The following is an 18,597-nucleotide window of genomic DNA, read 5'->3' as shown; positions in this document are numbered from 1 at the left end:
ATCGATTGAAGTGTTAGTGGAATCCATTCTTATTGAGTGATGTTCTTTATGAAAAGCAGATGTTAACCTTGCTGATTTATGGCTTTTAGAAAGAGGATGTCCGTTGAAACATGAACTTATGAATGAGTCGTCATTTTATAACAGAGATTTTAACGACCTTTTTTTAGAGCAAGAAACGCTTAGTGATAAGGTATTTGAATCCTGTGTGTTTAAATCGTGTGATTTTACTGAGTCTTTATTTGATGCTTGTGTTTTTAAAGAGTGTCAGTTTATCAAATGTAAATTGACGGCTGTGAACATCAGAAACAGTAAGTTTTCTGATGTTCAGTTTCATGCCTCTAAAGTATTAGGTGTTGACTGGACTAAAGCGTATTGGCGAGGAATGGACTTGGGCGCTCCATTGTTGTTTAAAGAATGTTTACTGGATGCGTCTTCTTTTTATGGACTAAAGTTACCCGGTATTCTATTTGAAGACTGCCGAGCGCGAGACGTAGATTTTAGAGAGTCAACACTGACAGGGGCTCAGTTTACAGGGACAGACCTAATGAACAGTTTGTTTGTAAATTGCGATCTTTCTAAAGCGGACTTTAATGGTGCTTTTAATTATAATATCAACGTAAAGAGAAATAACCTTAAAGACGCCATTTTTTGTCGATATGAGGCGGTGAGTTTACTGTCATCATTAGGTATTAAACTGGTTTGATTTGTTTTCTTTAAGTTTTTAGAAGACGATGGTTTTAGTCGAGCATTTTTTTGAGCTTGACAAGGGATGGTGGATATCTGAATAAAATAAGGGACTGACTGCTTATAATCTGCCCCTTATGATGGATTTTTTACCAGCTACCAGCTACCAGCTACCAGTGTTTTCCATTGATGCCCAAGGTTCTTGAGGTGGCAGATTGTCACCTTCTTGAAGCAGTTCAATTGAGATGCCGTTTGGATCCTTGATGAATGCCATATGACCATCTCTTGGAGGGCGTAAGATGGTCACTCCTTGATCACTTAGTGTTTGGCATACTTGATAAATATCACTTACTCTAAATGCTAAATGACCGAATTGGTCTCCATTTGAATAATCTCTATGGTCCCAGTTATGTGTAAGTTCTACTTCTGGTGCGCCCGCTTCTACAGCGTAATAAATTAAAGAGAAACGACCATTCTCACTGTCGTATTGGCGAGTTTTGATTAAACCGAGTCCTTTAGTATAGAAATCGTGACTTTCTTCAGGCTTGTTGGTACGTATCATTGCGTGTAAATAACTAATAGACATGGTTCTCTCCCTATATTAAGTACTGAATATGGTAGCGTACTTTCAAGGAAAGCTGAATTTTCAAAGAAGGAAAAAGTTAGGTGATTTTTGGGCAGGGGTGAATGCTGGCGAATAGTGAGCCGTTTTTTTAAAAATTGAAGGTTATCTAAAAGAGTCAGCGAGACTTTTGAACTAATCTTCCCAGACCCAACGAATTGGGTCGCCGAAATCATCGTATATGATTTTTTCCTTGGACCGCTTCGAGTGGGTTTGGTTGGCGGTTTAACGTGTTTCTGTTGCTTGCGTTGCTCTAAGGTAGCGACAATGTAATTTAGCGGTGTTCTTGTTTGTTTTGGTTCATTAAATCCAACATGGCTCGTGTTATACTTACCGTCCACTAATCCAGATTCACCCATTTCAGCTTGAGTGATCTCTCCTTTAGATTTTAAATACGCTTCGATTTGAGAGTTTATTTCATCGCGTGTTTCTCTTTTGGTTGTTGGTAGTTTAGTCATAGTGTCTTTGCTTGTTATTCCAAAATTAGTTAAGAGTGTTGGGGTAACGTTTAACAATACAGCAAGATTTTAGAAATTTGTACATATTTTATTCGCTTTTTTAGAGGGCTCCCATGTCAATTGCAAACTTAATCGTACATGAAGTACAAAAAAATATAGGTTCAACGAAAGCCGTATTAGTCGCAAGACCTACAGAAAATGCGGTTGATGAGCAGGCAGAGAAATTGGCGGAGCAAATAGGTAACTTATTTAATCGATCAGGAATGAATACAGGGCAGTTCTCTAACCCTGAAGGCAGTGAGACTGGGGCTAAGTTACCAGGTTTATTAACACAGTTTTATGGTAATGATGGTTTTAACGATTTTGCGGCATTTTCAAAAGCATGTGCTTCTGATTTCGTTACCTGCATTGGGGAAGTTGAGGATGCTGAAGGGGGGTTGTTATGGTTTAACCATTATGAATTGCATGATACGCATTTTTTGTTTATTGCCCTGTTAAAACGTAAGCACGGCATGGTACTGAATGCTGATCTAAGTTTGTCACAAATTGAGCAGATAGAGCTCGAAAAGTTGCACATGGCAATGCGCATTAATCTAACGGCTTGGGCTGAACGTGATGAAAGCCGCTATATCTCTTTTCGCTTTGGGCGAGCGGCAAAAGTAGAAAGTGATTATTTTACTCGTTTTATTGGCTGTGATGAACCAAAAGTAACCTCTAAAGAGACGCGAAAGCTGGTGGATGTGACGTCGGCTTATTGTGATGTGAAAAAATTATCCGTACCGAAAGCCAATGAGTTAAAGCGAGTAGTGGCGGAACACTGTTTGGAAAAAGCGGAAGAAAATGAGCGCATTGATCTCGTTCAAATAGCAAAAGAAGTGGAAGAGCGTTTTTCACCTGATGAAGCTGGGCTTTTTATGGAAATTGCGGAATCGGAGAGCTTTGCTTTAGATAGAGACATGTTTGTTGAAAAAGCCGCGTTAAAAAAATTAACTCGTTATTCCGGTAGTACTCGAGCATTAACATTGAGTTTTGACAGTAGCTTACTGGGTAATGAAATTCGCTTTGATGAAGAAACAAATTCACTCATTATTAGTGACCTTCCTAAGACATTGCTGAAGCAGTTGAAGAAATAACATTTTTTAAAACTGGATTCAGCCTATCTGTATAGAGTGTCTACTCGTGAACTTTTCAGGGACACATTGGTTTTATAGATTCAGCAAAGATTCCAGTTCTTTCATCGTATTGAAGGTGAGAGTTGCTCCGGCATTTAATTGTGTTTTGGAATCGACAGATGCACTGTATGCATACACCGTCATGCCGGCAGCAACCGCCGCTGTGATGCCGGCAACAGAATCTTCAATTGCAATGCATTTACTAGGATCAATGTTTAGTGCGTTTGCGGCTTTAAGGTATAAATCTGGTTTAGGTTTTGGATTTTCCACATCTTCAACACAGAAGCGAGTGTGGAAAGTTTCGAGTAAACCAATTTTAGTAAGTTTAAATTTTAGAGACTCTGTTCTTGAGTTGGTGGCCATGGCAATAGGGTGCTTTATTTTGTTGAGTACATCTACGATGCCTTCAATTGGAACTAGGTTGTCTTCCATGGCTTTTCGAAAGCGGAGATCAACCGTTTTGCTGAAGTGTGAAGGGACTGGTTTTTTTAACATTTTTTCAATAGTAATCAAATTTTCAGAGGCGGCATAACCGCTAAAATAGTGATCCAGCTCTTCGTGGGAGAATTCTAATCCAAGTTTGGATAGTTCTTCTTTAAAGATCTTGTTCATCATATTTTCGGTATCGACAATTACGCCATCGCAGTCGAAGATTATGGCTTCGTACATAATACACTCTCTGAATATTCGAATTACACATTAGGAAAATTTCATAGTAAGTGACTAATGTTACGTTAATTGTATTGGAAGTTGAAAGGGAATCTAGATTAAGTATGTGGTTTTTTTACAAAACCATAATAGAAAATGATGTAGATGAGGGGCGATAGGATGAGAGAGCTTATTTTGGGGCACTTAAGTGGATTGAAAAAGGGTGTGTTATTTTTTTCTACCCTATCAATAAGAATAATCGTTAGAATTGTGTTGTAAAACGGTTTGTTACGGTATTTTCAGTGGCTGATGCACGGGCTTTTACTAACCATTGGATCGCTGTTTTACTGATTTTAACAATAACAGCATACGCTTTTTTGGTATATTTAAATTCAGTACCGTCATAGCCCCATTGAGCTAATAATGCATCATATTTGTCTTGAGTATCCATGATTTTCTCCTAAAAAATTGTTTTAAAATAAAATGTTGTTTTATTACAACAAGTAAATCATAGGTGATGTGTTTCTAAGGAACAAACGATGCTTTCTCACCTAATAGATTAGATTAATTCACCTATTATTTATGGTGCTATGTGAAGAGTAACTAGGTGGTTATCGATAGTGTAGGGCGGCTCGTTTGATAGTTAATGTTGCATTCTGTATGGTTGCAGCAACTCAATGCTTTAAAGGTAAATGATTGGCGTCTTAACAGTGCCGTTCGATAAGCGCTTTAAGGTAAGATAAAAAATTAATATAGTGAAGTATAAAAGTTTTATGCAGTATTCTGATTTTAATGGGTTTAAAAAAGCGTGGGCCTTTAAGCGAGAAGACCCTAGCATCCCTTCTGAAGCGTTAGAAGAAATTCGTGTGTTATCTCCTGACTTTGCAAACAATATATGGCGTGACTATGTCAGTAAGAAGCAACTTCATCCAGACAATTTTACTCAAGATGATTGGCTTACTCAAGAAAGTCATCAGCAAGGTTGCGTTCATTGGGAGAAAAGTTGGGATTCTGAAGAAGCCGCTTTACCGGATGAAGTGTTAGATCACGTCGGTCATTGGGGGGGATACAGTAATTTATTTTTGTTATCACAGTGATGAAGTTATCGAAACTACCTGGTTTGTGTTTTCTAATTATTGGAAGAATTTTTTATTTTTTGATAATGGCCCCATTCTTTTTGGCAAGAAAAAAAGCAAGCTGTACAATTTTTTAGTGATGGTCAATGTCAGTTATTAACGCGCGCTTAAGCGATTTCATACAAGGTGTGCGTGTCATTATTCTTGGGTGATTCTGATTGAGTTGTTGCATTCATACTTCTAATTAATTTAGATAATGCCAATTAAATAAGTGAAATAAATCAAGATTATGGCAGATATTGATACGAGCAAAATAAGTGCATGGATGCACTATAATTATGCTCTATTGGTTTATCTTCTTGTTAATTATGCAAATAACAAGGAATCAAAGTCAAACCACAGTGCTAGTACTTTTAAGTGTCTCACTGCGGGTATATTGTGGAGTTATTCTTATTAATAATGAGTTGAATATGAGTCGATATATCTCTCCGATATTATATATTTCGTTATTGTTGCTTGGTTGCTTGGTGTTTGCATCCATAGCAGGAGTACGTGTCGGTTTTCTTGAACCTGTTACAGGCTTTTCGTTGTTAATGAAAAGTGTGTTCGCATCTATTGTTTTATCCTTAGCGGCTTTCCTTTCTGTTTTTCGTTGTCCATGCGAAAAAGGATCGAATAGTAAGTTTGTATTTTGCCTCGCTGCTTTTATCCCGCTTCTGTATGGTTTGTTTTGGATTGGTTTCTACTTTTCGAAATCCGGGTTACCACAGCTGTCCGATATTTCAACGGATATCGAAACACCTCCAAGTTACATCCACGTTCCTATGATTCGAACTTTATCTGAAAACTCAACTTTTTATGATGAGAAGACCATTCGAACACAGCTAAAGCATTACCCAAATGTTAAGCCTGCTTTTTCTGTACTACCATCAGCTGAAATTTTTCAAGAAGTACTGCTTTTGATAGAGGAAAAGGGTTGGGAGTTAGTTGAAGCGTATCCTGAGGCCGGAGTGGTGGAAGCGACGGCCAGAACCCCTGTTTTTGGTTTTAGAGATGATGTGGTGTTGCGTATTAGAGAGGAGCATAACTTAACGCGTATTGATATGCGTTCAAGCTCTCGAGTGGGTAAAGGCGATTGGGGGATGAATGCAGAACGTATAAAGACATTTATGCTGGAACTTGAAACTCGATTACATGCTCGAGTAGAAGATAAGTTTAACTAAATTGTTCCGTGATAAGGGGGGATTTAGCTTGCCTTGGTAAGAGACTTTTCTGTCGGCTCTTTTAAGGATACACTTTGATCTAAGTTTAATGATGAGCTTGGTCTATGAATAGTTTGCGGCAAAAGAAGAAACTGGTTACTCGAGAGCGAATTAAATCGACGGCTAAAAAATTCTTTATTGAAAAAGGGGTGGCTGCGACTAATACACGAGCTATTAGTAAAGAGTGTGGTGTTGCAGTAGGCACCTTTTTTAGTCATTTTCCAGATAAGTTATCTCTTATCAAGGAACTGTTTTTTGAAGAAATGGATCTGGCGTTACAAAATTCAGCGGATGAATCGTATATAGAGAGCCGCCACCCAGTTACCTTTTTTGAGTTTTATACAGACATACTTTTTAGCTTTTATGGAAATAATATTGAGTCTACCCACTTAGTATTAATGGACAGCTTAATTAATGGCGGTTTCTTTACTCAGCAGATGCAGGTATTGCAAGGTAAATCTATTGATAAATTTTGCAAAGTTGGGGTGGATAGGAGTGTTGCTCAAGTCTTTTGTGAGAATATGGCTGCGAATTTTCTCCATGTTTTATTGGGAGAGTTATCAAGCTCTCATTATTCCGCGCAAAATGCGCAACAGCGGTTAACTGAGTTAAATAAGCCTTTTTTCGTCTCTTATCAAAGTGCGCTTTCTTCATTCAATCGACAAAAGTTAAGAATAGATTAATTGAGTTGGTTGGCTTTTCTATAGGGACCTTCGTAATCAAATAAACGTTCTGTTACTTTCCAAAATTGCCCTTTTTTTCTGGCGATCACGAAATCAGGGTGGGGCAAAAAAACTAGAAAGGGTTTAACCTCGTCTATATGGTTAAAGCTAATAGGACGAGTGCCTTGCGCTAGCCTTCTAGCAAAGTATTCATTAAAACGTACTAATGCCGCTTTTTTGCTAAAATCAAAGTGTTCTTTTAAATCATTGCCATCTTCATCGAAATATCGTACCGAGAGGATGCTTTGCTTTATTGACGATTCCATTCCCGCGCAACGAATAACCTTCGAGTCTTTTAGGTTGAGGGCTTTTTTTAATAAATCGTCTGGATCAATTAGACGGCCTTCGCAAGCTTGGCAATGTCGAGCTGCGATATCATTTTCTTCATTACAAAGGGGGCATACTTTGAAGCGAAAGCGGTAATCACACTGTACCTCACCTGTTTCGAAACTTTGCCTTAGGTGTGTTGATCTTGAGAGTGTATTAGGAACTAATCCATGGCAGCGTCGCCCAAAATGTTCAATAATATCGCCATCATTATCGACCTTTCCCCAAAATACATTTGCAAACTCACAGATTGGGCATTCAACTTGGACAGGGATCGAGTCGCTTGTCGGTTTTTTCTCACCAATTTCCGGCATAAATAGATCGTAACCATTATTGGCATAATCCAGTATCAAGCAGTCTTGTTTATTGTCACTCAGCCGCAAGCCTCGCCCCACAATTTGTTGGAAAAGGCTGATGGATTGTGTCGGTCTTAAAATGGCGATGACATCTACATGTGGCGCGTCGAATCCAGTGGTTAGCACTGATACATTTACTAGATATTTAATGGACTTAGCTTTGAATTGTTGAATGATGTCATCTCTTTGAGAAAGAGGTGTACCACCATGAACCAGTTTTACTTCATTGTCTGGGTCTTGGTTTTCTATGTATTGGGTAATTTCTTGGGCATGTTGTACTGTAGAGGCAAAAATCATGATGCCTTGCCTGTCTTGTGAAAGCGCTATTATTTGTTCAACGATCGCTTGTGTGACACGGGGGTATTTACCTATTAATGTGTTGAGGGATTTTTCCTGATTGGTGGTTTCTTCATTGGCAATAGAATTGGCTTCCAATTTTGAAAAGTCATAATGGGCGATGGCGGCATCAAATAAAATGGGTTTGGTTAGGTAGCCTTCTTTTATCATTTGTCTAAGGGGTAATTCATAAATGCACTTTTTAAAAAACTTCGTTTCTGCTGAGCGTACAAACCCATAGTAGTGTTGTTCATAAATCCAGCCAGACCCTAAGCGAAAGGGGGTTGCAGTGAGCCCTAAGATTTTTATAGATGGGTTCATTGTTTGCAGGTGTTGGATAACTTGTTGATATTGGGTGTCTGTATTATCAGAAATTCGATGGCATTCATCGATAATCAAGAGGCTGACCTTCTCAGAGAATTTGTCTAAGTTAGGGGCGAGAGATTGTACACTGGCAAACGTGACCTGTGCCGATGAGCACTTTTCTCCTAGGCCAGCTGAAAAAATGCCCGCTTTCCTGCCGGTCATTTCAAACTTAGAGTGATTTTGTTCAACCAATTCTTTTACGTGCGCTAAACAAAGTACTCTCCCCTTAGCAAGGCGACTGAGCTCTGCAATTACAAGACTTTTACCGGCGCCAGTGGGTAATACTATCGCAGCAGGAGTGAGCGAGGTACGAAAATGAGAGAGCGTTGCCTGAACGGCTTTTATTTGATAGTCGCGGAGTTTGAATTGAGTCATATTTTCGAAAATAAGTGATTTAATCGTACGTCAAATGGGTTTATTACAGTATCATGCCGCACGCTTTATTTGTGGGTTTTTGAGAAGTTTTATATGAACGCATTGACTGATCTAGATAATTTTTTTACTGCTTCTTCTTTGATGATCCTTACTAATTCCCTTCGAGACAAGGGGTGGTGTGTTTTAGATGATTTTTTCTCTATAGAACTAGTGAATTCCTTGATGAACGAAGCGAATAGCTTGCCTGATGTCGTTCTACAGCAGGCAGGAGTAGGGCGTAAATTGAGTCATCAAGTTAAGTTGGATACTCGAAGAGATTGTATTTTTTGGATTGATGGTGATACTCAAGCGAGACGAGATTTTTTGATCGTGATGGGGGCATTAAAAATAATTCTTAATCGGTCCTTACTTCTGGGGTTGTTTGATTTTGAGGCTCACTTTGCCCGTTATTATGAAAATGGGTTTTATGATAAGCATTTTGATGCCTTTGTCGGTGAAAGCAATAGAGTGCTATCGACCGTGTTGTATCTCAATGATACTTGGTTATCAAGTGATGGCGGTGAGTTGGTTATTTTTGATGAGTATGACTCAGAAAGGGAATTGATAAGGGTTCTTCCTGAAAAAGGTCGCTTTGTTGTATTTTTAAGTGAAAGCTTTGCACACCAAGTAAATGCATCGAAAGCTTGTCGGCATAGTATCGCTGGCTGGTTTCGTGTAAATGCGACGAATGGCACGGTAATTGATCCAGATCGTTAAATCGATCTCATTAAGGTAATGTTATTTGATTAGGCTCAATGAAAAAAAGAAACGGGAAGGTCGAAATCCGGCTTGATTTTTTTTATAATGCTCAAGCAAAGTTTGTGGCCAAAAAGGTGTTCTTATGTGGCCAGTTAATAAATGTGTAATTAATGCTCTGGTTTTACGTTCCAGACCGCAGAGGAGATATTTGTGTCCGTTGTTGTATGTGCTTTATATAAATTTGTTACCTTAGAAAATTATCAAGAGTTGCGTGAACCGTTACAAAAAATGCTTGAAAATAATGGTATTCGTGGCACCTTATTGCTGGCCACGGAAGGTATTAATGGTACGGTGGCAGGCAGTAGGGAGGCCATTGATACTATGTTGGAGTGGTTGTCTAAGGTTCCCGGCTTGGATAATTTGTCATACAAAGAATCCTTTGATGAAGATATGCCTTTTTATCGCACCAAGGTAAAATTAAAGAAAGAAATCGTGACTATGGGGGTTGAAGGTATTGACCCTAAAGAAGTAGTGGGTACATATGTGAAACCAAAGGATTGGAATGCATTGATTTCTGATCCTGATGTGGTCTTGGTCGATACTCGTAATGATTATGAAGTTCAAATCGGTACTTTTAAAAATGCGGTTAACCCAAAAACAGATACTTTCCGTCAATTTCCCGATTTCGTAAAAGAAAACATGGATCCCACTAAGCAAAAGAAAGTCGCTATGTTTTGTACTGGTGGGATTCGTTGTGAAAAGTCTACCGCTTATATGAAAGAGCAGGGTTTTGAAGAAGTCTATCACCTTGAAGGTGGGATTCTGAAATACCTTGAAGAAGTGCCTTCTGAGGAGACGATGTGGGAAGGCGAATGTTTTGTGTTTGATAATCGAGTATCGGTTAATCATAATTTAGAGAAGGGCGAATACGATCAATGCCATGCTTGTCGTATGCCAATTACGGCAGAAGAGAAGCAAGACGAGCGTTTTCAACAAGGCGTTAGCTGTGTCCATTGTTTTGATAAGGTGTCCGATCAGCAGCGTCAGCGTTTTATTGAACGTGAAAGGCAAGTTCAATTAGCTCGTGAGCGTGGTGAAGAACATATTGGTGCAGATGTGTCTCAGGCGGTTGATAAGCACCGACAAGAAAAACAGCAAGAAAAAGAACGTCAAAGAGCATTGAGAGCCACCAAATAGGTGCGGCTCTTGTAAGCTGTTTTCAAAGAAAGACACTTGGTTAATCTTCTATTTGATGGTTGGTTAGGTGTCGAATTCCATTATTTTCAAGTATTTGCGGTGTTTAGTTTAAGATACTCTTTGGTAAATTGTTCCCTAAAGGGTATCTGTGCCGTACAATAACTCATCTCACATAAATAGCCAGTGCGGATTATGAGTTATCAAGTTTTAGCCCGTAAGTGGCGACCACAAACCTTTATCGAAATGGCTGGGCAAGATCATGTCTTGCAAGCCTTAGTCAATGCGCTACGTCAGCAACGTTTGCATCATGCCTATTTGTTTACCGGAACACGTGGGGTCGGTAAAACGACGATTGCGCGGATTTTTGCGAAATGCCTAAATTGCGAAACAAACGGTATTTCTCCTGAACCTTGCGGTACTTGTTCAAGTTGTACTGAAATTACGGAAGGGCGTTTTGTCGATTTGATTGAGGTAGATGCGGCATCTCGGACAAAAGTAGAAGATACCCGTGAATTATTAGAAAATGTACAATATGCACCAACACGAGGCCGTTTTAAAGTGTATCTCATTGATGAGATCCACATGTTATCAACGCATTCATTTAATGCCTTGTTGAAGACGCTTGAAGAGCCTCCTGCACATGTAAAATTTTTATTAGCAACTACGGACCCACAAAAACTGCCAGTTACTGTGCTGTCTCGTTGCTTGCAATTTAACTTAAAAAACATGTCTTCCGCTAGAGTGGTCAGTTACTTAACTAAGATATTGGGTGAAGAGAAGCTTTCGTTTGAAGAAGCGGCCTTATGGCAAATAGGGCAAGCGGCTAACGGCAGTATGCGTGATGCATTAAGCTTAACCGATCAAGCCATTGCGTTTGGTGACGGGATTATTTCAGAAACGGGTGTGACCTCCATGTTGGGCTTGGTCAATCAAAGCCAGGTGTTAACCTTGTTAGAACAGATTGCCAGTAATGACGCTCTTGCAGTCTTAAATAAAGTCAATGAACTGGCTGATTATCAACCCGATTTCGTGTCGATTTGCGCCAGCCTGATGGATGCTCTGCATCGTATTGCTATAGAGCAGCAAGTGCCAAATGTGTTAGAAGATCAGATGGGTGATTTGGCGCGTATCAAGACATTAGGTCAGCGTATTGCACCTCAAGAAGTCCAATTATTGTATCAAAGTTTATTAATTGGTCGCCGAGACTTGCATTTAGCTCACTCGCCAAAATCCGGGTTTGAGATGCTGATGTTACGGCTTATTGCTTTTAGACCAGCCCCTCCGGTGACAATCGAGATGTCTTCGGAACCTTTAGTGCCAGTTTCTGTACCAACGGCTACGGCTCAAAAACCGTCTTATCATGAAGAAAATACCGAACTAGACAAAGATAACACGGCAGAGGTTCAGTCTCAGAGTGTACCACAAGAAATGCCTAGGCCCCTTGTGTCTTCAGAAGTGCAAATCGCTTCAAAATCACGCCCTTTAGAGTCTCAATCTGCCGATGTGTTACACGACAGTGCACAGGTTAACAAGAGGCAAGTTGGCAAGGGCTGTCAATCTTCACAGGAGAATGTGAAGATTGATAATGTGGTGACTAGTGCGAATGTTTCTGCGGAGCGACCTCCTTGGGAAGATCCTGTTGTTGAAGCGGCCCTCTCAGAACTGGATGATACCTCTATAAATGCGAATGGTTTAAATGCGTCTTTAGGTCGTGATGGGCTCAACCCTGACCCGGATAAAACGCTCTTGGTTGGCGTTCTGAGTGCTGTTGATAATATTATAGATGGGCGCAATTCTTTGGATTCTACAACCGCCCGTGAATCAGGTAATGAAACAATTCAACAGGTTGAGAGTGAAGTATTAGTACCTTCTCAAGAATCTCAGCCGCAAGGGATTCAGCATGAGGTTGAAGACGAACCTGAAAATGAGTCGGATGAAGAAGAGCAAGCTATAAATGAATCATTAGACCCTCATTTTTCGATATCGGATATGGTCGCGGCCCTGTCAGATAATGAGAGTAACAGCGAGCACTCAGAAACGAATAAACCAGAAGTTCAGTTATCACAAGCTCAAAAACAAGTGATCGATACGGTTGCTCAGCCGGCTCTAGGAATGCCGTTGCCTTCAATTGTGCATTATTCAGAATTGACAATGCAAACTTGGTGGTTAGTCGCACCAAGACTTGAATTAACAGGATTAGTCCAAAATATATTAATGAATTCAAGTTTAATCGAGGCGACGCATGCCGGCCTTAAAATCCAAGTACCATTAGAATATGGTCATATGCTAAACCAGGTTCGTTATGAACAAATAAAGCAAGCATTAGGCGATTTTTTTGATATTGATGTGCCTCTCATTATTGAGACTGTTGAAGACGTTTCTGGTGTGACAGCTGAAGAATTTGCCGCCAGTAAACGTGCGGAGGCTTTACAAGCCGCAATCAACCACTTAAATACTCATCCGGTTGTTAAAGGCTTAGGAGAGCGTCTTGGTGGGCAACTAATTTATGAATCAGTAAAAGTAAAAGCGTAACGGAGAGAGAGATGTTTAAAGGTGGTATGGGCAACATGATGCGCCAAGCGCAGAAAATGCAAGAGAACGTACAAAAGGTACAAGAAGAAATTGCCAATATGGAAGTTGAAGGCCAATCCGGTGCTGGTTTGGTGAAAGTGACTATGACAGGGCGTCATGATGTAAAACGCGTTCATATAGATCCAAGCCTTTTTGAAGATGACAAAGAGATGCTTGAAGACTTAATTGCCGCTGCTGTAAATGATGCAGTACGTAACATAGAGTCAACTCAGAAAGAAAAAATGGATCAAGCCACGGCGGGTATGCAATTACCACCAGGCTTCAAAATGCCGTTTTAGGAGATAATACGTGTTCAGTCCGCTCATTGATGAATTAATAGAATCGTTGCGCTGCTTACCTGGGGTTGGCCCAAAATCGGCGCAGAAAATGGCATTGTATTTACTTGAGCGTGAGCATAAGGGCGCTGACCGTTTGGCTGGCGCTTTGCGTTCTGCATTAGATAAGGTGGGCCGCTGCTCTTCGTGTCGTACACTAACGGAAGAGCCTGAATGCAGTATTTGTAGAAGCGAAAAACGCAATAATGGTGTTATGTGTATTGTTGAGACTCCAGCAGATGTGATTGCAATTGAATCATCTGGTTGTTTTTCTGGGCGTTACTTTGTATTAATGGGGCATTTATCTCCTATTGATGGTATTGGTCCGGATGAATTGGGTTTGGATAAGTTAAAGAACATTGTTGAATATAATAACATAACAGAAGTTATTATTGCGACGAACTCCACTGTTGAAGGTGAGGCAACCAGTTATTTTATTGCCGAGTTATTGAAAGACTTACATATTGATGTCAGTCGTATTGCTCATGGCGTCCCTATGGGTGGAGAATTAGAATATGTCGATGGAAATACCTTGGCATTAGCATTAGATGGGCGGAAAAAACTCTAGTATGGAACCCTCAATAGAAAACTTAGACATCGTTTGGGTAGAAGACAATTCACATTTACAAGAATGGTGTGACTATTGGGCTGACCTGCCAGTAATAGCTGTCGATACTGAATTTATTCGACGTACTACTTATTTTCCTATCACTGGCTTGATTCAAGTAAGTGAAGGTGAGAAAGCCGTATTGATTGATCCGTTACAGATCAGTGATTGGTCCGCCTTTTCTGCGTTGATGGTAAACACCAATGTTATGAAGGTTTTTCATGCTTGTTCAGAAGATCTGGATGTGTTTGAGCAATTAATTGGCGTGCTGCCAGCGCCATTTTTTGATACCCAAATAGGGGAGGCTTACGCAAGCGGGCAATGGTCATTAAGCTACGTTAAGTTGGTTCATGCTTACACGGGGATTGAAGTGGCAAAAGATGAAACTCGTTCAGATTGGGTAAAACGGCCATTAACGGATGCTCAAAAGCGTTATGCAGCGTTAGATGTTGTGTATCTGGCGCAGGTTTACCCAAAGCAAAAACAGATTTTGGAAGACAAAAAAATACTCGATTGGGCTATTGAGGACTGTGAAGCGTTGAAGCAGCAGTATCGTATTAATACAGACCCTGAGCAAAATTGGGATGGAATAAAGTCGGCTTGGCGTTTGTCGCAACGAAGCCTAACCTTTTTGCGATTAATCTTTATTTGGAGAGATCAGCAAGCTCGTAAAGAGGATATACCTAAAGGTCAGGTGTTAAAAGATCGAACCTTATGGTGTTTGGCCAAAATAATGCCTGAAAGTGCCCATGTTATTTCAAGTGCGGAAGAAATTACGCATAAACAGCAACGTTTATATGGCGACGTTATTTTAGAGTTGGTGTCTGTTGTAAATTCTCTTTCTACTGATGAGCTTGTGGAGGCATTACCAATACCGCTTCCATCCAGTGCTGGAGACTTATCAAAAGCGGTTAGAGCTTATGTCAAGCAACGTGCAAGTGAGCTGAAAGTGGCACCAGAAGCGGTTTTAAAAAGAAAATTGCTTGAACCTATTTTGAGTCATTTGTTTAATGGCTCACCATTGGATTATAGTTCGATATCTATGTCAGGGTGGCGCAAAGACGTCATTATTAACCCTATTATTGAAAAGTTTGGTAAGTCATAAACTCACCATCAAGAGAATTTTATGGAACATTTAATTATTGAAATTTTTCGCTCATCTAATAATGATGACATGTACCTTTATGTAAAAAAGGCCGATGGATTGAAAGTCGTCCCCGATGCTCTTATGGCGCGTTTTGGTTCTGGCGTAAGTGTTATGACTATGTTGTTGAAAGAAGGGCAGAAGCTTGCGAGGGCTGATGCAACCACAGTTATTCAATCATTGAAGACACAGGGCTTTTACTTGCAAATGCCAGCAGCTAAAGATGAATGTTTTTTAAACCTTTATAAAACACCAACAGAAGCGGCGTATTAATGATAGCTAAACGTTATGAACCTTTTTGGGTAACAACTAAATTGGAAGATATGTCTCCAGAAGAATGGGAGTCGGTTTGTGACGGTTGTGGTAAATGTTGTTTACAAAAAATTGAAGATATCGAAACAAGGGAGATATTCTTCACGACCTTGTCTTGTTCTCAGCTTAATACGAAAACGTGTCAATGTAAGGTTTATGACACTCGTCAAGAGGCGGTGCCAAACTGTATCACACTAACACCTAAGAGCATTGATGAGTTTGAATGGTTGCCTGATACGTGTAGTTATCGAGTGCTCCAATCTACAGGAACGTTGCCTAACTGGCATCCCTTAATTGTGGGAAGTCAAAAAGAGATGATACGTCAGGGATTAACTGTTTCTAAATATGCTGAAAATGAGTCGACAGTGAACGAAGATGACTGGGATTTGCATGTGATTCGCTGGGTGCATGGATTGCCCCAATCCTATCAAATAGATTGATTCTTTCTTGTCTTCGAGTGAGTGTAAATTAACCAGAACGGTCACCCTAGGATGAGTGTTTCTAGTGTTAAGTGCTTTTGATCTAAAGTGATAGAGTGAATTCATACATCAAACATAATGGAGTGGATTTTTGTGTATATCAAGTTAGCTTTTAAGTCTTTTATTTTATTGCTCGCTTTTGTTATTAGTGGGCCTATGTATGCGGCCACGCAATTTAGAGTCATCGTTGATGCTTCTGGAAGCATGGTGATCAGCGATCCTGATAAGCTAACGGCAGAATCATTACGGCTGATTGCCGATTTGGCTCCAGAAAAAGAAACGACTCTGGGTATTTGGTTATTTGGTGAAAAGCCTAGAGTGTTATTGCCTGATGCGGCTATTACTCCCGACAATCGAAAAAAACTCGCTTCCTATGTTGATTCTTATGTTACGTCTGATGTAAAAACGGATTTAGAAGCGATTATAACTTTGTTGCTGCAAGAGGAAGAAGTTGGTGACAATGTTCAGCAGCATTGGATTCTAGTAACTGACGGTATGGTTGACATCAGTTTGGATGAGAAAATTAATGAAGCATCTAGGCAGAGAATTAAAGGGGATTTACTGGATGCATTAGTTGAAAGAGGCATTCATCTCCACACAGTTTCTATGACGGGCTATACCGATAAAGCACTGCTTGAGTCCTTATCCAGTAAAACGGATGCAAGTCATACAGAAGTGGCTCTTCCAGAAGATTTATTGCCAACCTTCAATAAGATTTTTTCACTTAGTTCTGAGTCTGATCAAATTCCATTTGAAGGGAATACATTTTTTGTTGATGAAAGTATCGATGAATTTACTTTGTTGGTATTTCATGCTCCTGGACAAGAACCTATCCTAATAAACTCTAAAAATATACAAATAGATCTAAATGATGCGACTCAAGCACGCCGAGTTAATGGTTCGCATTACTCGTTAATCACTGTGACAAATCCACTCGCAGGTACATGGAAGGTTGATAATATTAATATCGATCAAAGTACGATAAGAGTCATTACCGATTTAAGTGCTAAGGCCAGTAAAGTGCCTGCTGTGTTATTTCAAAATGAACCTTTTTTCACGGATATCGGTTTATATCAAGAAGGAGAGTTGATACAGGACACCGATTTTTTGAATTTAGTCAGGGTTAAAAAAACATTAAATAAAAATAATGGCGAAGTGAATGAGTTGATTCAACAGTTTGAAAGTGTGCCTTTATTAGATTCTAAATATAAAAGTCAATTTAATGGCTTATTAACGATTGGTAATTATGAATTGGATAGCTTTGTGGATGGTGGTAGTTTTGCTCGTAAGCTGATTCAACATTTTTCTGTTGTCAGCCCTGTTAGCTTGGAAATCCAAGTGAGTGATGTAGGTATCATGACTTACTCGGTAAAGCCCACAAACTTACGTTTAAACGTTTTGCGCAGCCGATTGATGTTAGAGGTGACTTCCTCTGACGGTGTAATTAGTGAAGAAGAACTGCCTGTCATTGGTCAGGGTTACTGGCAAAAAGTGGATTTTAATCCTGAGAAAGTGTTTTCTGCCCGTGTTAGGTTAGAAGCGATTACGCAAACGGGAGTAAACTTTACTTACTGGTCGAATTACTGGGATATTGACAGTACGAATACGGAAACCCGTATTGTAGAGCGCTTAGATGAATTAGGTAAGCAAATATCCATTGCGCAATTTGAATCAGACAGCCGTGATGTGATGTCTGTTTTTTCGCCTTCAGAGCTTATAGTAAGTGAGACAGTGGTCGATGATAATGAAAAAGAGATCATTCCTGTAGAAAATGAACTTACCGAGCCAGATAAGGATAAGAAGCAATCCGATAATCAAAACTCAGAAACAGACGAGTTGATAACAGAAAAAGATGTTATGTTTTATGCAGGCATCAACCTGGTTGTTATCGTTTTGATTGGGCTCGGGTATTTTGTTTATCGTAGAAGAAAAAATGCGAAAACAGCAAATGCACAAGATGGAAACCATTAATTTAAAAGTGTTGTAACCTATGTGTGAATTACTAGGAATGAGTGCAAATGTTCCGACTGATATTTGTTTTAGTTTTGCTGGCTTAATGGCAAGAGGTGGTCGTACTGGTCCACATAAAGATGGCTGGGGTGTGGCTATGTATCGACATGGTCAAGTGTGGTCTATCCATGACCCTAGGCCTAGCGCAAACTCCGATATGGCGGATGTGATTAGTCGAACTTCTTTAAAATGTGATGTTGTAATTAGCCATATACGTCAAGCCAATGTGGGAGAGGTATGTCTTCCTAATACGCATCCTTTTTCCAGACAGCTATGGGGGAAAACGTGGAGTTATGCACATAATGGTCAATTAGAAAGCTCGGATTCTTTGCCTTTAATATCTTTTATTCCTGTTGGAACAACGGATTCTGAGCGTTCTTTTTGTTGGATCTTAGAGAGTCTTGCCAATGAATTTGGTGATACTATGCCAGATGAAGCTACTTTGTCTAAAGCTCTATGTCGTTTAGCGCAACAGCTTAAGTCAATGGGCGTTTTTAATATGATGCTATCGGAAGGGGAGTTCCTCTTTTGTTACTGCAGTACTAAATTGCATTGGATTACGCGCCGCGCCCCCTTTAAAAAAGCGACGCTTTCAGATGAAGATATCACGATTAATTTCTCTGAAGTAACGACAGATAAAGACGTTGTTACTGTTATTGCGACTCAGCCTTTGACGACGAATGAGACATGGCAACAAATGCAAGAAGGGGAGTTTATTGGCTTTCGTTCAGGGGAAGTTATTTATAAATCAATGCATTAAAATGATATATGAATGCATTAAAATGATATATGAATGCATT

19 protein-coding genes and 1 pseudogene are annotated in these 18,597 nt (G+C 39.7%); 15 read left to right on the top strand and 5 right to left on the bottom strand.

Annotation, left to right across the window (positions count from 1 at the left end; genetic code table 11):
• Positions 1–103 precede the first annotated feature (103 nt).
• The gene (locus tag O1D97_RS11800) at positions 104–703 is read left to right on the top strand and encodes a pentapeptide repeat-containing protein (RefSeq protein ID WP_269125818.1); all 600 of its coding nucleotides are present in this window, start codon (positions 104–106) and stop codon (positions 701–703) included.
• A 144-nt stretch (positions 704–847) separates the two neighbouring features.
• Here the strand turns inward: O1D97_RS11800 and O1D97_RS11795 are convergent, their stop codons facing one another.
• Positions 848–1,270, bottom strand: a complete 423-nt coding sequence (locus tag O1D97_RS11795; protein ID WP_269125816.1) for a VOC family protein — start codon at positions 1,268–1,270, stop codon at positions 848–850.
• Entirely contained in the window at positions 1,243–1,764 is a 522-nt protein-coding gene (locus tag O1D97_RS11790; RefSeq protein WP_269125814.1) for a hypothetical protein, read from the bottom strand. The genes O1D97_RS11795 and O1D97_RS11790 overlap by 28 nt, the downstream gene beginning before the upstream one ends.
• 113 nt (positions 1,765–1,877) lie before the next feature.
• Between O1D97_RS11790 and O1D97_RS11785 the strand changes: the two genes are divergently transcribed.
• Positions 1,878–2,897, top strand: coding sequence for a nucleoid-associated protein (locus O1D97_RS11785; protein WP_269125812.1), 1,020 nt, complete (start codon positions 1,878–1,880; stop codon positions 2,895–2,897).
• A 72-nt stretch (positions 2,898–2,969) separates the two neighbouring features.
• On the opposite strand, the gene O1D97_RS11780 is transcribed toward O1D97_RS11785, so the two are convergent.
• Entirely contained in the window at positions 2,970–3,605 is a 636-nt protein-coding gene (locus tag O1D97_RS11780; RefSeq protein WP_269125810.1) for an HAD family hydrolase, read from the bottom strand.
• A gap of 241 nt (positions 3,606–3,846) precedes the next feature.
• On the bottom strand, positions 3,847–4,035 hold the full coding sequence (locus O1D97_RS11775; protein ID WP_269125808.1) for a hypothetical protein: 189 nt from the start codon (positions 4,033–4,035) through the stop codon (positions 3,847–3,849).
• Between the two features lie 322 nt (positions 4,036–4,357).
• Here O1D97_RS11775 and O1D97_RS11770 point away from each other — a divergent pair.
• From O1D97_RS11770 to O1D97_RS11760, 3 genes and pseudogenes are all read left to right on the top strand, one after another.
• A pseudogene (locus O1D97_RS11770) lies at positions 4,358–4,820 on the top strand (DUF2947 family protein).
• 310 nt (positions 4,821–5,130) lie between these two features.
• Positions 5,131–5,883, top strand: coding sequence for a DUF1499 domain-containing protein (locus tag O1D97_RS11765; RefSeq protein ID WP_269125806.1), 753 nt, complete (start codon positions 5,131–5,133; stop codon positions 5,881–5,883).
• Positions 5,884–5,987: 104 nt separating this feature from the next.
• Positions 5,988–6,605 carry a TetR/AcrR family transcriptional regulator gene (locus O1D97_RS11760; protein WP_269125804.1) on the top strand — a complete coding sequence of 206 codons (618 nt, stop codon included), beginning with the start codon at positions 5,988–5,990 and terminating at the stop codon, positions 6,603–6,605.
• Here O1D97_RS11760 and radD read toward each other — a convergent pair.
• A complete protein-coding gene (gene radD, locus O1D97_RS11755; RefSeq protein WP_269125803.1) occupies positions 6,602–8,404 on the bottom strand; it encodes a DNA repair helicase RadD in 1,803 nt (600 codons plus the stop codon). The genes O1D97_RS11760 and radD overlap by 4 nt on opposite strands.
• 93 nt (positions 8,405–8,497) lie before the next feature.
• On the opposite strand from radD, the gene O1D97_RS11750 reads away from it, so the two are divergent.
• The 10 genes from O1D97_RS11750 to O1D97_RS11705 all read left to right on the top strand — a co-directional run bounded on the left by O1D97_RS11750 (position 8,498) and on the right by O1D97_RS11705 (position 18,557).
• Positions 8,498–9,160, top strand: a complete 663-nt coding sequence (locus O1D97_RS11750) for a 2OG-Fe(II) oxygenase (RefSeq protein WP_269125801.1) — start codon at positions 8,498–8,500, stop codon at positions 9,158–9,160.
• 192 nt (positions 9,161–9,352) lie between these two features.
• Positions 9,353–10,339 carry an oxygen-dependent tRNA uridine(34) hydroxylase TrhO gene (gene trhO, locus O1D97_RS11745; RefSeq protein WP_428981118.1) on the top strand — a complete coding sequence of 329 codons (987 nt, stop codon included), beginning with the start codon at positions 9,353–9,355 and terminating at the stop codon, positions 10,337–10,339.
• A 192-nt stretch (positions 10,340–10,531) separates the two neighbouring features.
• Positions 10,532–12,871: a DNA polymerase III subunit gamma/tau gene (dnaX, locus tag O1D97_RS11740; protein WP_269125799.1), complete on the top strand. Its 2,340-nt coding sequence runs from the start codon at positions 10,532–10,534 to the stop codon at positions 12,869–12,871.
• 11 nt (positions 12,872–12,882) lie between these two features.
• The gene (locus O1D97_RS11735) at positions 12,883–13,209 is read left to right on the top strand and encodes a YbaB/EbfC family nucleoid-associated protein (protein ID WP_269125796.1); all 327 of its coding nucleotides are present in this window, start codon (positions 12,883–12,885) and stop codon (positions 13,207–13,209) included.
• A gap of 10 nt (positions 13,210–13,219) precedes the next feature.
• Complete coding sequence (gene recR / locus O1D97_RS11730) at positions 13,220–13,813, top strand: recombination mediator RecR (RefSeq protein ID WP_269125794.1); 594 nt, start codon at positions 13,220–13,222, stop codon at positions 13,811–13,813.
• Position 13,814: 1 nt separating this feature from the next.
• A complete protein-coding gene (gene rnd, locus O1D97_RS11725) occupies positions 13,815–14,957 on the top strand; it encodes a ribonuclease D (RefSeq protein WP_269125792.1) in 1,143 nt (380 codons plus the stop codon).
• A 21-nt stretch (positions 14,958–14,978) separates the two neighbouring features.
• The gene (locus tag O1D97_RS11720; protein ID WP_269125790.1) at positions 14,979–15,269 is read left to right on the top strand and encodes a YcgL domain-containing protein; all 291 of its coding nucleotides are present in this window, start codon (positions 14,979–14,981) and stop codon (positions 15,267–15,269) included.
• A complete protein-coding gene (locus O1D97_RS11715) occupies positions 15,269–15,748 on the top strand; it encodes a YcgN family cysteine cluster protein (protein ID WP_269125788.1) in 480 nt (159 codons plus the stop codon). The genes O1D97_RS11720 and O1D97_RS11715 overlap by 1 nt, the downstream gene beginning before the upstream one ends.
• A 132-nt stretch (positions 15,749–15,880) precedes the next feature.
• Positions 15,881–17,758, top strand: a complete 1,878-nt coding sequence (locus O1D97_RS11710) for a vWA domain-containing protein (RefSeq protein WP_269125786.1) — start codon at positions 15,881–15,883, stop codon at positions 17,756–17,758.
• 19 nt (positions 17,759–17,777) lie between these two features.
• Positions 17,778–18,557 carry a class II glutamine amidotransferase gene (locus O1D97_RS11705; RefSeq protein ID WP_269125784.1) on the top strand — a complete coding sequence of 260 codons (780 nt, stop codon included), beginning with the start codon at positions 17,778–17,780 and terminating at the stop codon, positions 18,555–18,557.
• The last annotated feature ends 40 nt before the right edge of the window (positions 18,558–18,597 follow it).

The organism is Marinomonas phaeophyticola, assembly GCF_026966905.1.
Taxonomy (GTDB): Bacteria; Pseudomonadota; Gammaproteobacteria; order Pseudomonadales; family Marinomonadaceae; genus Marinomonas; species Marinomonas phaeophyticola.
This window is presented reverse-complemented; position numbering and strand designations above follow the sequence as displayed.

Coding starts and splice junctions, on each gene's coding strand:
- O1D97_RS11795 (WP_269125816.1), bottom strand. CDS start 1,270: ATGTCTATTAGTTATTTACACGCAATGATACGTACCAACAAGCCTGAA.
- O1D97_RS11790 (WP_269125814.1), bottom strand. CDS start 1,764: ATGACTAAACTACCAACAACCAAAAGAGAAACACGCGATGAAATAAAC.
- O1D97_RS11785 (WP_269125812.1), top strand. CDS start 1,878: ATGTCAATTGCAAACTTAATCGTACATGAAGTACAAAAAAATATAGGT.
- O1D97_RS11780 (WP_269125810.1), bottom strand. CDS start 3,605: ATGTACGAAGCCATAATCTTCGACTGCGATGGCGTAATTGTCGATACC.
- O1D97_RS11775 (WP_269125808.1), bottom strand. CDS start 4,035: ATGGATACTCAAGACAAATATGATGCATTATTAGCTCAATGGGGCTAT.
- O1D97_RS11765 (WP_269125806.1), top strand. CDS start 5,131: ATGAGTCGATATATCTCTCCGATATTATATATTTCGTTATTGTTGCTT.
- O1D97_RS11760 (WP_269125804.1), top strand. CDS start 5,988: ATGAATAGTTTGCGGCAAAAGAAGAAACTGGTTACTCGAGAGCGAATT.
- radD (WP_269125803.1), bottom strand. CDS start 8,404: ATGACTCAATTCAAACTCCGCGACTATCAAATAAAAGCCGTTCAGGCA.
- O1D97_RS11750 (WP_269125801.1), top strand. CDS start 8,498: ATGAACGCATTGACTGATCTAGATAATTTTTTTACTGCTTCTTCTTTG.
- dnaX (WP_269125799.1), top strand. CDS start 10,532: ATGAGTTATCAAGTTTTAGCCCGTAAGTGGCGACCACAAACCTTTATC.
- O1D97_RS11735 (WP_269125796.1), top strand. CDS start 12,883: ATGTTTAAAGGTGGTATGGGCAACATGATGCGCCAAGCGCAGAAAATG.
- rnd (WP_269125792.1), top strand. CDS start 13,815: ATGGAACCCTCAATAGAAAACTTAGACATCGTTTGGGTAGAAGACAAT.
- O1D97_RS11720 (WP_269125790.1), top strand. CDS start 14,979: ATGGAACATTTAATTATTGAAATTTTTCGCTCATCTAATAATGATGAC.
- O1D97_RS11715 (WP_269125788.1), top strand. CDS start 15,269: ATGATAGCTAAACGTTATGAACCTTTTTGGGTAACAACTAAATTGGAA.
- O1D97_RS11705 (WP_269125784.1), top strand. CDS start 17,778: ATGTGTGAATTACTAGGAATGAGTGCAAATGTTCCGACTGATATTTGT.